Here is a 14,888-nt window from a genome sequence, read left to right on the forward strand (position 1 = left end):
AGGAGAATGAGCACAATGTCCGGTTCGGCCCCCTATACCGCCTTTCCCAACCAGTTTCGGCGCGACCTTCTGGCCGGCAAGCGGCTGATCGGCTGCTGGAGCGCGCTGGCCAGCCCGATCACCATGGAGGTGCTGGGCCTGGCCGGCTTCGACTGGCTGCTGCTCGACGCCGAACACGCGCCCAACGACGTGCTGACGCTGATCCCGCAACTGATGGCACTGAAGGATAGCGCCTCGGCGCCGGTGGTGCGTCCTCCCTGGAACGACACGGTGACGATCAAACGGATGCTCGACGCCGGCTTCTACAACTTCCTGATCCCCTTCGTGCAGTCGGTGGAGGAGGCGAAGGCCGCGGTGGCCGCGACGCGCTATCCACCGGCAGGCGTGCGCGGCGTGTCGGTGGCCCAGCGCAACAATCGCTACGGCACGGTGGCCGACTACCAGACGGTCATCAACGACGAGATCACGGTGGCGGTGCAAATCGAGAACACGGCCGGGATGGAAGCGGCATCGGACATCGCGGCGGTGGACGGCATCGACTGCCTGTTCGTCGGCCCCTCCGACCTTGCCGCCGGCCTCGGCCATCTCGGCAACGCCGGCCATCCGGACGTGCAGGCGGCCATCGCCGCCGTGTTCGCAGCGGCCAAGGCCCACGGCAAGCCGTCCGGCATCCTCGCCCCCCTCGAAGCCGACGCCCGCCGCTATCTCGACATGGGCGCGACCTTCGTCGCAGTCGGCTCCGACCTCGGAGCGTTCAGGGCCGCCACTCAAAACCTGAGAGATCAGTATCGGTGAGCTTTACGCTCCTGGCGAAAGCCCCCCACGGAAGCAATGCCATGCAAGAGACGCCCCGTATCATCAAGGTCAAGAACGGTGACAATGTCGCCGTCGTGGTCAACAGCCCCGGCCTGCCCAAGGGCACGGTCATCGGTGGCGAACTGACGCTGCTGGAGGGCATTCCGCAGGGGCACAAGGTCGCTCTGAACGATTTCGCAGAGGGCGACCCGATCGTCCGGTACGGCGAGGTCCTCGGTTATGCGGTGAAACCGATCGCGCGCGGCTCGTGGATCAACGAACACATGGTGCGGCTGCCCTCGCCGCCGGACCTGCACGAACTGCCGCTGGCGACGGCCGTTCCCGAGCCGCTTGCACCGCTCGAGGGCCATACGTTCGAAGGCTACCGCAATGCCGACGGTTCGGTCGGGACCAAGAACGTCCTCGGCATCACCATGAGCGTTCAATGCGTGGCGGGCGTCCTGGGCTTCGCCATCGAGCGCATCAAGAAGGAGATGCTGCCGCGCTTTCCCAACGTCGACGACGTGATCGCGCTGGAACATGTCTATGGCTGCGGCGTCGCCATCAACGCGCCGGACGCGATCATTCCCATCCGCACTTTGCAGAACCTTTCGCTTAATCCCAATCTCGGCGGCGAAGCCATGGTCGTCGGACTGGGCTGCGAGAAGCTTCTGCCGCAGAGGCTTTTGCCGGAAGGTCTTCCGGAAAACGCCATCATGACGCTCCAGGACGAGCAGAACCACGGCTTTGCCGACATGGTGGCGCTGATCATGGAGATGGCTGAAAAGCGGCTCGAGGTGCTGAACGAACGACGGCGCGAGACCTGCCCGGCCTCGGATCTGGTGGTCGGGCTTCAGTGCGGCGGCAGCGACGCGTTTTCCGGCGTCACGGCCAACCCTGCCATCGGCTATGCCGCCGACCTGCTGGTGCGCGCCGGCGCCACCGTCATGTTCTCCGAGGTCTCGGAGGTGCGCGACGGCGTCCACCTGCTGACCCCGCGCGCGGCGACCAAGGAGGTGGGACAGGCGATGGTCGACCAGATGGCCTGGTACGACGACTACCTGCGTCGCGGACAGACCGACCGCAGCGCCAACCCGTCGCCCGGCAACAAGAAGGGTGGTCTGTCCAACATCGTCGAAAAAAGCCTCGGCTCCATCGCCAAATCGGGTTCGAGCGCCATCGTCGACGTGCTGGGGCCCGGCGAGAAGGCCCGCAAGAAGGGGCTCAACTTCGCCGCGACACCTGCCAGCGACTTCGTCTGCGGCACGCTGCAGATGGCAGCCGGGTGCAACATCGAGGTGTTCTCCACCGGGCGCGGCACGCCCTACGGTCTCGCCCTGGTGCCGGTCATCAAGGTCGCCACGAACGATACGCTGGCGGCGCGCTGGTCCGATCTCATCGACCTGTCCGCCGGCCCCATCGCCACGGGCGAAAAGACCATCGAGGACATCGGCTGGGATCTCTTTCATCTCATCCTGGAGATCGCCAGCGGCCGCAAGCAGACCTGGGCCGATCGCTGGGGTCTGCGCAATGCGATGACGTTGTTCAATCCCGCGCCGGTGACCTGAGAAGGCGTGAGCCGTTCGATGCTTTCCGGACCCTGACCCGCGCTTGCGCCGCTTGCCACCCTCCGCCCGGCCCCTTCGGCCCTCGCGGTACCTGCCTGAACTTGCCGCGCGTCGCGCGCGTTGGAGAATGCCATGTCTGGACCAACCCAATCCGTATCGTCGGCCCCCAAAGTCACGGAGATGCGCGTCATCCCGGTCGCGGGCCATGACGGCATGCTGCTGAACCTGTCCGGCGCGCATGCTCCGTTCTTCACGCGCAACCTGGTCATTCTCAAGGACAATGCCGGACACACCGGCGTCGGCGAGGTGCCGGGCGGCGAGAAGATCCGGCAGACCTTGGAGGATGCAACGCCGCTGGTCGTCGGCCAGCCGATCGGCGCTTACAACTCCATCCTCAACGCGGTGCGGCGCGAATTTGCCGATCGCGATGCGGGCGGACGCGGCCTGCAGACCTTCGACCTTCGCACGACCATCCATGCCGTGACCGCCATCGAGGCGGCGCTGCTCGACCTGCTCGGGCAGTTTCTCGATCTGCCGGTCGCCGCGCTGCTCGGCGAAGGCCAGCAACGCGATGCGGTCGAGATGCTCGGCTACCTCTTCTATGTCGGCGACCGGACCAGGGCGCCCCTGCCCTACCGGGCCGAGCCGGACGCCAAGGTCGACTGGTTCCGCCTGCGGCACGAAGAGGCGCTGAGCCCCGAGGCGATCGTGCGCCTCGCCGAGGCCGCCCACGACCACTACGGCTTCCACGATTTCAAGCTGAAGGGGGGCGTTCTCTCCGGCGAGGAGGAAATCGCCGCGGTCACCGCTCTGGCCAAGCGATTTCCCGAAGCACGGGTCACCCTCGACCCGAACGGCGGCTGGCTGCTCGACGACGCGATCCGGCTGTGCAAGAACATGCACGGCATCCTCGCCTATGCCGAGGACCCGTGCGGGGCCGAGGCCGGCTATTCCGGCCGCGAGATCATGGCGGAGTTCCGCCGCGCCACCGGCCTTCCCACCGCCACCAACATGGTCGCCACCGACTGGCGCCAGATGAGCCACGCGATCCAGTTGCACTCGGTCGACATTCCGCTGGCCGACCCGCATTTCTGGACCATGCAGGGCTCGGTGCGCGTGGCCCAGACCTGCCGCGACAACGGCCTGACCTGGGGGTCGCATTCCAACAACCATTTCGACGTGTCGCTGGCCATGTTCACCCATGTCGCCGCCGCCGCGCCCGGCAAGGTGACGGCGATCGACACCCATTGGATCTGGCAGGACGGCCAGCGCCTGACGAAGGAGCCGTTCCAGATCAAGAACGGCTGGGTGGCCGTGCCCGACAAGCCGGGTCTCGGTATCGAGATCGACATGGACCAGGTAGCGGAGGCCCACACGCTCTACCGGGACAAGGCGCTGGGCGCACGCGACGACGCCAAGGGAATGCAGTATCTCATCCCTGGCTGGGCTTTCGATCCCAAGCGCCCGTGCATGGTTCGGTGAACCGGCATCCCGCCCCCTGAGCGAGCCGCCCGCCGGGCCTGGTCCCGGCCCCGGAGGCGCAGGCAGGTGGTGCGGCCAGGCTTTGCTGTCGGGCCGATTGCGCCGCGTGGCCCGGTTCAGCGCGGAACCTGAATCGAGTTGGCCACCTCCATGAGAGCGGGTGCGATCTTGGTCCGGACCCGCTCGACGCTCCATTTGAGGCTTGAAACCGAACACTGCACGGTGGCGACCGGCTCTCCTGCCGTGCTGTAGATCGGCGCTGAAATGCCGATCTCGTTCATGATGTTCTGACTGACGGTCATGCCGTAGCCGGAGGCGGCCGCCTCTTCGATTTCGTCCGCGATCACCCGGCGATCCAACGTCGTCTTGGGCGTCGTGGCCGTGATCGGCCAGCTTTCGATGGCCTGCCGGCGCCGTTGCGCGTCGAAATTCGCGATGAGAATACGTCCGGAGGACGTCGTCAAGGCGGTGATGCGCCGGCCGACCAGCATGGCGGCGAAGTTCGTCAACTGGGTCGGAATGCGGATCACATAGACGATGTCCGTCCCGTCGAGACGGGCCGCGTTGACGCGCTCGCCCAGGGCGCGGCTCAGCTCGATCAATTTCGGCATCGCCAGTTGCGGCAAGGGGTCGGAGCAGAGATAGCCGGCCCCCAGTTCCAGGCACTTCAGCGACGGCCGGAAGCGTCGGGTATCGGGATCCTTTTCCAGATACCCGGTCAGGTGCAGCGTGTTCGCCAGACGTTGCACGGCACTTTTGTCGAGGCCCGTCAGCGCCACCAGCTCGGTCAGGCTCAACTCCGGATGCTGGCTGCCGAAGACCGACAGGACCCGCATTCCCTTCTCCAACGAACCGACGAACAGCGTGTTCGACTTTCGCGTCGCGTCATCCACGATTTGCACCTTTATTATGCACGCCTCAAAAATCGGCAAACTTGCTTGACTCGCCGGCTTGTGGCGATACAGTGAAGATCAGTTCGGTATAAAGTATCGCAATGTAATACACCACCCCTCGGAAAAGGAGCTGGCCGTGGCATTCGTACACAAGACGAGATTGATTTTGGGGGCCGGCCTTGCGCTTGCGGCTTCCGCCGTGGCGGTTGGCCCGGCTTTGGCGGACAAGGCGAGCGATACGCTGAACGTCGCCTTTACCAAGGAGCTGGAATCGATCGACTTCTACTTCAACTCCGCCCGCGAGGGCGTGTTGCTGTCGCGCTCGATCTGGGATGGCCTGCTCTACCGTGACCCTGACACCGGCGAGTATGTCGGCAATCTCGCCGAATCCTGGAAATGGGTGGACGACACCACGCTCGAGTTCAAACTGCGCCAGGGCGTCAAGTTCCACAACGGCGAAGATTTCAACGCCGACGACGTGGTCTATACGGTCGAATTCGTTACCAATCCGGACAACCACGTGGTGGTGCCAGGCAATGTCGACTGGATGAAGGGCGCCAAGAAGATCGACGACTACACGGTCCAGATCATGACGAACGGCCCCTTCCCGGCCGCTCCGGAATATCTCTCGGGCCTCGTCTCGATCTATCCCAATGAATACTACGCCGAGGCCGGGCCGAAGGGCATGGCGCTGCATCCCGTCGGAACGGGACCCTACGAGGTCGAAGACCTCGAGCCCGGCAAGCACTTCGTCCTCAAGAAGTTCGACGGCTATCATGACGGGCCGAAGCCGAAGGCCTCGATCGGCACGATCGACATTCGCACCATTCCCGACGTCAATACGCAGATGGCCGAGCTGTTCAGCGGCGGGCTCGACATGATCTGGGGCGTGCCGGCGGATCAGGCCGAACAGCTCAAGACGATGGACCAGTTCACCGTCGCCAACGGCGCCACCATGCGCATCGGCTATATCACCATGGACGCCGCCGGACGAACCGGCGACAACCCCTTCACCAAGAAGGAGGTGCGGCAGGCCGTGGGTTACGCGATCGACCGCAAGACCATCGTCGAAAGCCTGTTGCAGGGAAGCTCGGAAGTGGTCGACGCCGCCTGCTATCCGACGCAGTTCGGCTGCACCGACGACGTGAAGTCCTACGAGTACGATCCGCAGAAGGCGAAGGACCTGCTTGCCGAGGCCGGTTATCCCGACGGCTTCAGCACCGATTTTTACGCCTATCGCGACCAGCCCTATGCCGAAGCGATGATGGACTATCTGGCCAAGGTGGGGATCAAGGCCAACCTCAAATTCCTGCAATATTCGACCCTGCGGGACATGCAGATGAAGGGACAGGCCGGCTTCGCGTTTCTGACCTGGGGATCGAACTCCATCAACGACGTCTCCGCCATCACCAGCATCTATTTCGAAGGTGGAAGCCAGGACTTCGCGCGCGATACGGAAGTCGAAGAAGCCCTGAAGGCAGGCGACACGTCGGTCGACGATGCCGAGCGCAAGGCCGACTACGGCAAGGCTTTGAAGAAGATCGCCGACGAAGCGTATTGGATCCCGTTGTTCTCCTACAACTCCAATTACGTGTTCTCGAAGGACGTCGAGTTCACGCCGACCCCCGACGAGATCGTCCGCTTCTTCGAAATCGCGTGGAAATAGAACGGCTGTGAGTGCGGCCGATCCTGGAGCAGATCCGGGATCGGCCGCAGGCAACCCCTTCACCAGGAACATGCCCGATGCTGGCCTTTGCCTTGAAGCGGCTGGGACTTGCCCTGCTGGTGACGCTGACCGTTTCGATCATCAGCTTTTCGCTGCTGCATCTTGCCGGCGATCCAGCCATTTCGATCGCCGGCGAAAGCGCCAGCCCCGAAGATATCCAGACCATCCGCGTCCAGTACGGCTTCGACAAGCCGCTGCCCGAACAGTATTGGAATTGGCTGGCGGGCGCGCTGCACGGCGACTTCGGCGAAAGCTACTATTTCAAGCTGCCGGTCGCGAGCCTGATTGCCGACCGCCTGCAGGTTACGATGCTGCTCGGCCTCACCAGCATCGTCTTCGCCCTGTCGATCGCCGTACCGCTCGGGGTCGCCGCCGCCGTGCGTCCCAATTCGCTTCTGGATCGCCTCGCCTTGTTTCTGTCGGTGGCCGGCCAGGCGATGCCGAGTTTCTGGTTCGGCCTTCTCCTGATCGTGCTGTTCTCCATCAAGCTGGGCTGGCTGCCGCCTTCCGGCTCGACCTCGTGGCGGCATTTCGTCATGCCGACGATCGTGCTCGGCTATTACGCCTTGCCGGCAATCATGCGGTTGACCCGCGCCGGCATGCTGGAGGTGCTGAACGCCGACTATATCCGCACGGCGCGGGCCAAGGGAGCCAGTGCCCGCCGCGTGCTCTTCAAGCATGCCCTGCGCAACGCGATCGTTCCCGTCGTCAGCCTTGCCGCCGTCCAGATGGGCTTCATGCTCGGCGGCTCGATCGTCGTGGAATCGGTGTTCGCGCTGCATGGCGCCGGCTTCCTCGCCTGGGAATCGATCGGCCGCAACGATCTGCCGACAGTGCAGGCGCTGATCCTGATCTTTTCGTGCTTCTATATCGCCTTCACCCTGCTGTCGGACCTGGCCAACGCCTGGCTCGACCCGCGTCTGCGGGTGGGTTGAGATGACCGAGGTTTCAGCGATCGCCCCTCCGGAAGAAACGATTCCGACGGTGTCTCCGGCGGCTCGTCTTCGCCGCCGCGTGCTCGGCCATCCGGGCCTGTTGATCGGGCTCGTGATCCTCGTCGTCATGGTCGCGCTGGCGGTGCTGGCTCCGGTGCTGGCCACGCACGATCCCTACTCCCAGGATCTGATGGCGCGCATGAAGCCGCCCTTCTGGATGGCGGGGGCCGACCCGGCCCATCTCATCGGGACCGACCAGCTCGGGCGCGATTATCTTGCGCGCCTTCTCTACGGCGCCCGCATTTCGCTGCTGATCGGGGTGGTGGCCGCGCTGATCTCGGGGCTGATCGGCACGACGATGGGCGTCGTGGCGGGTTATTTCGGCGGCAAGGCGGAGCTGGTCGTCACGTTTCTCGTCAACGTTCGCCTCGCCATGCCGGTGGTGCTGGTCGCGCTTGCAGTGGTCGCGCTCATCGGCGGCTCGCTCGAAGTCGTCGTCCTGGTGCTCGGCCTGCTGCTGTGGGACCGCTTCGCGGTCGTGATGCGCTCTTCGGTCATGCAGCTGCGCAACCTCGAATACGTCAACGCAGCGCGCGCCATCGGCTGCTCCACGACCCGCATCGTGCTGTCGGAGATCCTGCCGAACGTCGTCAACAACCTGATCGTGGTGGCGACGCTCGAAATGGCCCACGCCATCCTGCTGGAAGCCGCGCTGTCGTTTCTCGGCCTCGGCGTCCAGCCGCCCACGCCCTCCTGGGGCCTGATGATTTCCGAAGGCAAGCAGATGCTCCTGTTCCAGCCGTGGCTGATCACCATTCCCGGCATCGCGCTCTTCCTGCTGGTGCTGGCGATCAACCTCGTCGGCGACGGCCTGCGTGACGTCACTGCGCCGGAAGGACGCGGCTGAGACCATGGCAGAGCCGCTTCTCTCCGTCGAAGGCCTGACGATCGACATTCCGCTCGCCGAAGGCACCCTGCACGCGGTGCGCGGCATCGATTTCGAGGTCAAGCGCGGCGAGACGCTGTGCATCGTCGGCGAATCCGGCTGCGGCAAGTCGCTGACCTCGCTTGCCGTCATGGGGCTGACCGGCCGGCGATTGAAGGTGGGGGCTCGCCGGCTGGAGTTCGACGGCAGAGACCTGCGCTCGCTATCCTCCGGCGAAATGCGGGATCTGCGCGGCAATCGGCTCGCGATGATCTTCCAGGAGCCGATGACCTCGCTCAACCCGGCCTACACCATCGGCGACCAGCTGACGGAAGCCCTGTTGCTGCACGAGAAAGTTCCGAAACGGGCGGCGCGCGACAGGGCCGTCGAGCTGCTCGGCAAGGTCGGCATCACCGCGGCCGAAAGCCGCCTGGCGCAATATCCACACCAGCTATCCGGCGGGCTGCGCCAGCGCGTGATGATCGCCATGGCGCTGATGTGCAAACCCGAAATGATCATCGCCGACGAGCCGACCACGGCGCTCGACGTGACGATCCAAGCCCAGATCCTTCGGTTGCTCGACGACCTCAAGCGCGAGATGAACCTGTCGCTCATCCTGGTCACGCACGATCTCGGCGTGGTGGCGCGCATCGCCGACAAGGTGGCGGTGATGTATGCCGGCGAAATCGTGGAGCACGGAACCGCGAAGGAAATCTTCGAGGCGCCCTCGCATCCCTACACGCAAGGGCTGCTGCGCTGCATCCCGGTGCCTGGCCGCACCAAATCGGGTGAAGCGCTCGGATCCATCCCCGGGATCGTGCCCTCGCTGATCGGTCCGGTTCACGGTTGCGCCTTTCGCACGCGCTGCGAATTCGCCGTGGGCGCCTGTGCGGCCGAGATCCCGGAGCGCCAGGGCGGCGGCGAGCACCGCTTCCGCTGTATCCGCCTCCCCCACCAGAGCGAGGCGGCCTGATGGACGCCTTCGCCTCCAACGAACCGGTGCTCGAACTCACCGCCATCACCAAGACCTACCAGGTCAAGGCGGGCATGTTCGTCAAGCCGAAGCCGCTCCAGGCTCTCGACGGGATTTCTCTGCGCATCCGCAGGAAGGACGTGCTGGGGCTGGTCGGCGAATCCGGTTGCGGCAAGTCGACCCTCGCCAAGGTCCTGCTCGGTCTCGAACGGCCGACCAGCGGCCAAGTGCTGATCGAGGGCCGTGAGGTCGACGATCAGGACCGCCGGCGGCTCTCCCGCCGGATCCAGCCGATCTTTCAGGATCCCTATTCCTCGCTCAACCCCCGCAAGACCATCGAGGACATCGTCGGTCTGCCGCTGATCGTCCATCATATCGGCGATCACGCCTCGCGACAGAAGACCATCGCGCGAATGCTCGACCTCGTCGGCCTGCCGCAGCGGGTTCGCGGCGGTTATCCGGGCCAATTGTCCGGCGGTCAGCGCCAGCGCGTCGCCATCGCCCGCGCGCTGATCATCAACCCGGAGATCGTGATCTGCGACGAGCCGACCTCGGCGCTCGACGTCTCGGTGCAGTCGCAAATCCTCAACCTGCTCGGCGAACTGCGTAAAGAGCTCGGCCTGACCTATCTCTTCATCAGCCACAATCTGGCGGTGGTTGAGCATTTGGCGACGCGCGTCGCCGTCATGTATCTCGGCCGTATCGTCGAGGAGGCACCGGCCCATCAGCTCTTTGCCGCCCCCCGCCACCCCTACACGCGAGCGCTTCTGGAGTCCGTGCTGACCCCCGATCCGAACCTGTCGGTACCCGACACGCGGCTCGGCACGACCTTCCCCAATCCGATCGCGCCGCCGCCCGGTTGTCATTTCCACCCCCGCTGTCCGGCCGCCATGGAGATCTGCGGCCGCCAGTCGCCACCGCATGTCTGGGATCGATCCAGTCATGTCGATTGCCATCTCTTTCAAGCGGAGCCGGACGGCGCGTCCATTCGGCAGGTATAGGCCATGACGTCCCACAGCTTTTCGCAGAGCCAACGGGTGCGCAAACCAGCGGTCGCGACGTCGTTGGGTGTCGTCGCAGCCCAGAGCCGGCGTGCGGCCAAGGTCGGCGCCTCGATCCTGGAGGCCGGCGGCGACGCGATCGATGCGGCCGTCGCCACCTCCTTCGCCATCGGCGTCGCCGAGCCCTGGATGAGCGGGCCGGCCGGCGGTGGCGCGATGATGATCTGGCGCGAGGCCGAGCAGAAGGCCCGGACGCTGTTCTTCGGCATGCGGTCGCCCAAGGCGCTCGATCCCGCCGATTATCCGCTGGAAGGCAGCGGGCGATCCTCCGACCTGTTTCCCTGGGCAAGTGTCAAGGATGACCGCAATGTTCGCGGCGCGACGGCGATCGCCGTGCCGGGCACCGTGGCCGGCATGGAGCTGGCGCATCGCTCCTACGGGCGATTGCCATGGAAGGAGCTTCTTCAGCCGGCCGTGACGCTGGCACGCGAGGGCATGCAGATCGACTGGTACGCCTCGTTGATCATCGCCTCCGCGGCCCGCGAGCTCGCCCGCGATCCCGATGCCGCGGCGCTGTTTCTCGACGACGGGCAATGGCCGAAGGCCGCCGGCTGGACCGCGCTGGCCGACATTCGGCTCGACCAAGGCCGGTTGGCCGAAACCCTGGCGCGGCTGGCCGAGGCTGGCGCCCGCGATTTCTACGAAGGCGAGATTGCCCGTGCCATGGTCGCCGACGTCGCCGCCAAGGGGGGCTCCCTCGGTCTCGACGATCTCGCCGCCTATGAGGCCCACCTCACCGACGCGATCGAGACGCCCTATCGCGGCGGCCGGGTCCATGCCGCCAGCGGCCTGACCGCAGGGCCGAACCTGGCGGAATGCCTGGCGCGGATGAACGGTGCCTTCGCGCCGGGCACCGCGCCCGATGCGCGGAGCTATCGTGCAACGGCCGAGGCCTTGAGCGCCACCTATGCGCGCCGGCTCGCCGAGATGGGCGATCAGGACGCGCCACACGCCCCCTCCTGCACCACCCATTTCAGCATCGTCGATCGCCACGGCAACATGGTCGCGGTGACGCAGACGCTGCTGTCGCTCTTCGGCTCAGGTGTCGTCTCGCCCTCGACCGGCCTCGTCATGAACAACGGCATCATGTGGTTCGATCCCGAGCCGGGCCGGCCGAATTCGCTCGCCCCCGGCAAGGGCTGCCTGATGAACGTCTGCCCGACGATCGGCGAAAAAGCCGGCCGGCGTTTTGCGATCGGCGCGTCCGGCGGGCGCAAGATCCTGCCGGCGGTGCTCAACCTCAGCTCCTTCCTGATGGATTTCGACATGTCGCTGGAGGAAGCCTTCCATCAGCCGCGCATCGACAACAGCGGCGGCGGCACCGTCGTGGCCGACGAGGACCTGGCGCCGGACATCGTCGCGGCGCTGTCGAAGCTGCAGCCCACCGTCACCGCCAAGCGCACCGTCTTTCCTTACGCCTTCGCCTGCCCGGCCGGCGTCATGCGGGAAAACGGCCTGAACACCGGCTGCACCGAAATCATGTCGCCCTGGGGCGACGCCGTGACCGAAAGACCATCGACATGACCTCCCGCTCATCCGCCCTCGCCCGCATCGAAGCCTATCTCGACCAGGGCGAATTCCTGGACGAGCTTCGTCCGATGATCGCCGTCGAGAGCGAGAGCCAGGATCCGGGCAAGCGTCCCGAACTCACTCGCTATCTCGTCGACATCATCGTGCCGAAGCTTGACGCGATGGGGTTTTCGCACCGCTTTCTGGACAATCCGGCTGATGCCGCCATCCCGTTCCTCTATGCCGAGCGGCTCGAAGATCCGTCCTACGAGACGGTGCTGGTCTACGGTCATGGCGACGTCATCCGCGCCCAGGTCGAGCAGTGGCCGGAACGCCTTCATCCGTTTCGGCTCGTGGTCGAAGGCGACAAGGTCTATGGCCGCGGCACAGCGGACAACAAGGGGCAGCACTGCATCAATCTGGCGGCGCTTCGCGCCGTGCTCGCCGAGCGCGGCCGGCTCGGCTTCAACTGCAAGATCATTCTGGAAATGGGCGAGGAATGCGGTTCGCCCGGCCTCAACGCGCTGTTTTCCGCGAACAAAGACCTGTTTGCCGCCGACGTGCTGGTCGCCTCGGACGGGCCACGACTCCACCCGGAGCGGCCGACCCTGTTCATGGGCTCGCGCGGCGCGATCAACTTCGACCTGCGCGTCGCGCTGCGCGAGGGCGCGCATCATTCCGGCAATTGGGGCGGCCTCTTGAAGGACCCGGCGACCATCCTGGCCCACGCGATCGCTTCGATCGTCGACCGGCGCGGCCAGATCCAGGTGCCGGAATGGCGCCCGACCAGCCTGACGCCCGCGATCCGCAAGGTGCTGGAGGACTGCCCCGTAGGCGGCTTCGACGGGCCGTCGATCGACCCCGACTGGGGCGAAGAGAGCCTGACGCCGGCCGAGCGCGTCTTCGGCTGGAATTCCTTCGCCGTGCTGGCACAGAAGAGCGGTGTGCCGGAAGCGCCGGTGAATGCCATTTCCGCCTGGGCCAACGCCCATTGCCAGCTGCGGTACGTGGTCGGCACCGATCCGGCTGACATCCTCCCGGCGCTGCGGCGCCATCTCGATGCGCACGGCTTTTCGCAGGTGGACATCATTCCGGCCGAGCGCGGCTTCTTCCACGCGACGCGGCTCGATCCGGACCATCCCTGGGTGCGGCGAGCCGTGGCCTCGGTGAAGCAGACCACCGGCAAGGACCCCGCCATCCTGCCGAACCTCGCCGGTTCCCTTCCCAACGAATGCTTTTCGGAGACGCTGGGGCTGCCGACGGTCTGGCTGCCCCACTCCTATCCCGGCTGCTCGCAACATGCGCCGGGCGAGCATCTGCTCCTGTCGACGACGCGGGAAGCGCTGGCGATGATGACCGGACTGTTCTGGGATATCGGCGCGGCAAGCGAGACCGTCTGAAACGACCGTTGGCACCTTCGGGAACCTTCGATCGGACGTTGCATCGAACCCCGAGCACCTGGCAAGCGACCGAACTCTGAACGAGGGAAATCGGATGAAAGCGGATCCCGCCGACCTGACCGCCATCGAAGCGCGCCGGCTGATCGCCCGGCGTGTCCTGTCTCCCGTCGAGTTGGCCGAGGCCTGCATCGCCCGCGTGGAGGCGGTCAATCACGCCATCAACGCGCTGGTCGCCCACGACTTCGACCGCACGCTCGACGAGGCTAGAGACGCCGAGGCGGCGGTCATGGCGGGCAAGCCGCTCGGCGCCGTGCACGGCCTGCCCTTCGGCGTCAAGGACATGATCGACGTGACCGGCCTGCCGACCACCTTCGGATCGCCGATCTTCGCCGACAACATCGCGCGCAAGGACGATGCGATCGTGGCCGCGATGCGCGCGGCGGGCGGAGTCGTCCTCGGCAAGACCAACAATCCCGAATTCAGTGCCGGTGCCAACACGGTCAATGCCGTCTACGGGCCGACCGGCAATCCGCACGATCCGACGAAAAGCGTCGCCGGCTCGTCCGGCGGTTCGGCAGCAGTCCTGGCCACCGGCATGGCGCCGCTGTGCACGGGGTCCGACACCGGCGGCAGCCTGCGCAATCCCGCCGCCTTCTGCGGCGTCGTCGGCTTTCGTCCGTCGCCGGGCGTGGTGCCGGGCGACACGCGCGGAATGGCATTGATGCATCTTTCGACCTCGGGGCCGATGGCCCGCACGGTCGCCGATACGGCCTTGATGCTGTCGGTGCTCGCCCGACCCGACGCGCTCGACCCCTATACGGCCGTGATCGACGGCCATACCCTTTGGAATCCCGCCGACTTCGCCCGGCTGCCGCGGCGCGATCTCTCGTCGTTGCGGATCGCGGTCACCGAGGATTTCGGCTTTGCGCTCACCGAAAAGATCGTCCGGCGCGCGTTTGTCGCCCGCGCCAAGCGGCTTCAGCCCTATTGCGGCGCAATGGAGGAAACGGCACCCGATTGCAGCGGCGCCGACCGCATTTTCGCCGTGCTGCGCGCCGTTTCGATGCTCGGCGCGCACCATGCCAACACCCTGAAATATCCCGGCCGCTATGGACCCAACATCATGGCCAACGTCGCCGAGGGTCTGTCCTATTCGGCGCTCGACGTGGCGGAAGCGATGAACGCGCAGGCCGTCTATCATCGCAACTGGCAGCGCTTCTTCGAGACCCATGACTACATCCTGTCGCCCGCCGTCACCATCACCCCGCGCGATTGGCATGAGCTCTATCCGACCGCGATCGACGGCGTGCCGACCGAAAGCTACTATCACTGGCTGTCCTTGGCCTATGCCTCGACCATCCCCGGGCATCCTTCGATCTCCATTCCTTTGGGCAGGGACGAGGCCGGCATGCCCTTCGGTCTGCAGATCATCGGGGCGCGCAACGACGATCTCGGCGTGCTGGCGGTCGCGGCCGAAATCGAAGGACTGTTCGCCGACGATCCGGAGTTCGGCGCGCCGCGCGTCGATGTCGAGCGCCTGCGCGCCGCGTCACCCTTGAAGCCGGCCGTAGCCTGAAAGACCAGTTCGTCGCGAGGACTTGCATCGCGTCTCTCAATAGGC

At 65.6% G+C, this 14,888-nt stretch carries 12 protein-coding genes; 11 read left to right on the top strand and 1 reads right to left on the bottom strand.

Annotated features, from left to right (window positions below; translation table 11 throughout):
* Positions 1–15: 15 nt before the first annotated feature.
* The 3 genes from garL to gudD all read left to right on the top strand — a co-directional run bounded on the left by garL (position 16) and on the right by gudD (position 3,845).
* Positions 16–795, top strand: coding sequence for a 2-dehydro-3-deoxyglucarate aldolase (gene garL / locus SMD10_RS14785; protein ID WP_331686478.1), 780 nt, complete (start codon positions 16–18; stop codon positions 793–795).
* Between the two features lie 41 nt (positions 796–836).
* Positions 837–2,363 carry a galactarate dehydratase gene (gene garD / locus SMD10_RS14790; RefSeq protein ID WP_331686479.1) on the top strand — a complete coding sequence of 509 codons (1,527 nt, stop codon included), beginning with the start codon at positions 837–839 and terminating at the stop codon, positions 2,361–2,363.
* A 132-nt stretch (positions 2,364–2,495) separates the two neighbouring features.
* Positions 2,496–3,845: a glucarate dehydratase gene (gene gudD, locus SMD10_RS14795; protein ID WP_331686480.1), complete on the top strand. Its 1,350-nt coding sequence runs from the start codon at positions 2,496–2,498 to the stop codon at positions 3,843–3,845.
* Positions 3,846–3,961: 116 nt separating this feature from the next.
* Here gudD and SMD10_RS14800 read toward each other — a convergent pair whose 3' ends face one another.
* Complete coding sequence (locus SMD10_RS14800; RefSeq protein WP_331686482.1) at positions 3,962–4,738, bottom strand: IclR family transcriptional regulator; 777 nt, start codon at positions 4,736–4,738, stop codon at positions 3,962–3,964.
* 136 nt (positions 4,739–4,874) lie between these two features.
* On the opposite strand from SMD10_RS14800, the gene SMD10_RS14805 reads away from it, so the two are divergent.
* From SMD10_RS14805 to SMD10_RS14840, 8 genes are all read left to right on the top strand, one after another.
* A complete protein-coding gene (locus tag SMD10_RS14805; RefSeq protein ID WP_331686483.1) occupies positions 4,875–6,404 on the top strand; it encodes an ABC transporter substrate-binding protein in 1,530 nt (509 codons plus the stop codon).
* A 77-nt stretch (positions 6,405–6,481) separates the two neighbouring features.
* Positions 6,482–7,399 carry an ABC transporter permease gene (locus SMD10_RS14810; RefSeq protein ID WP_331686485.1) on the top strand — a complete coding sequence of 306 codons (918 nt, stop codon included), beginning with the start codon at positions 6,482–6,484 and terminating at the stop codon, positions 7,397–7,399.
* 1 nt (position 7,400) lies between these two features.
* Positions 7,401–8,306 carry an ABC transporter permease gene (locus tag SMD10_RS14815; RefSeq protein ID WP_331686486.1) on the top strand — a complete coding sequence of 302 codons (906 nt, stop codon included), beginning with the start codon at positions 7,401–7,403 and terminating at the stop codon, positions 8,304–8,306.
* Positions 8,307–8,310: 4 nt separating this feature from the next.
* Entirely contained in the window at positions 8,311–9,297 is a 987-nt protein-coding gene (locus SMD10_RS14820) for an ABC transporter ATP-binding protein (protein ID WP_331686487.1), read from the top strand.
* Positions 9,297–10,298, top strand: a complete 1,002-nt coding sequence (locus tag SMD10_RS14825; protein ID WP_331686488.1) for an ABC transporter ATP-binding protein — start codon at positions 9,297–9,299, stop codon at positions 10,296–10,298. Before SMD10_RS14820 ends, SMD10_RS14825 begins: the two co-directional genes overlap by 1 nt.
* A gap of 3 nt (positions 10,299–10,301) precedes the next feature.
* Positions 10,302–11,882, top strand: a complete 1,581-nt coding sequence (locus SMD10_RS14830) for a gamma-glutamyltransferase family protein (RefSeq protein ID WP_331686489.1) — start codon at positions 10,302–10,304, stop codon at positions 11,880–11,882.
* Positions 11,879–13,267, top strand: coding sequence for a M20 family metallopeptidase (locus SMD10_RS14835; protein ID WP_331686490.1), 1,389 nt, complete (start codon positions 11,879–11,881; stop codon positions 13,265–13,267). Before SMD10_RS14830 ends, SMD10_RS14835 begins: the two co-directional genes overlap by 4 nt.
* 94 nt (positions 13,268–13,361) lie before the next feature.
* On the top strand, positions 13,362–14,843 hold the full coding sequence (locus SMD10_RS14840; RefSeq protein ID WP_331686491.1) for an amidase: 1,482 nt from the start codon (positions 13,362–13,364) through the stop codon (positions 14,841–14,843).
* Positions 14,844–14,888: the final 45 nt, after the last annotated feature.

Source organism: Consotaella aegiceratis (assembly GCF_036541425.1).
In the GTDB taxonomy this organism is placed as follows: Bacteria; Pseudomonadota; Alphaproteobacteria; order Rhizobiales; family Rhizobiaceae; genus Consotaella; species Consotaella aegiceratis.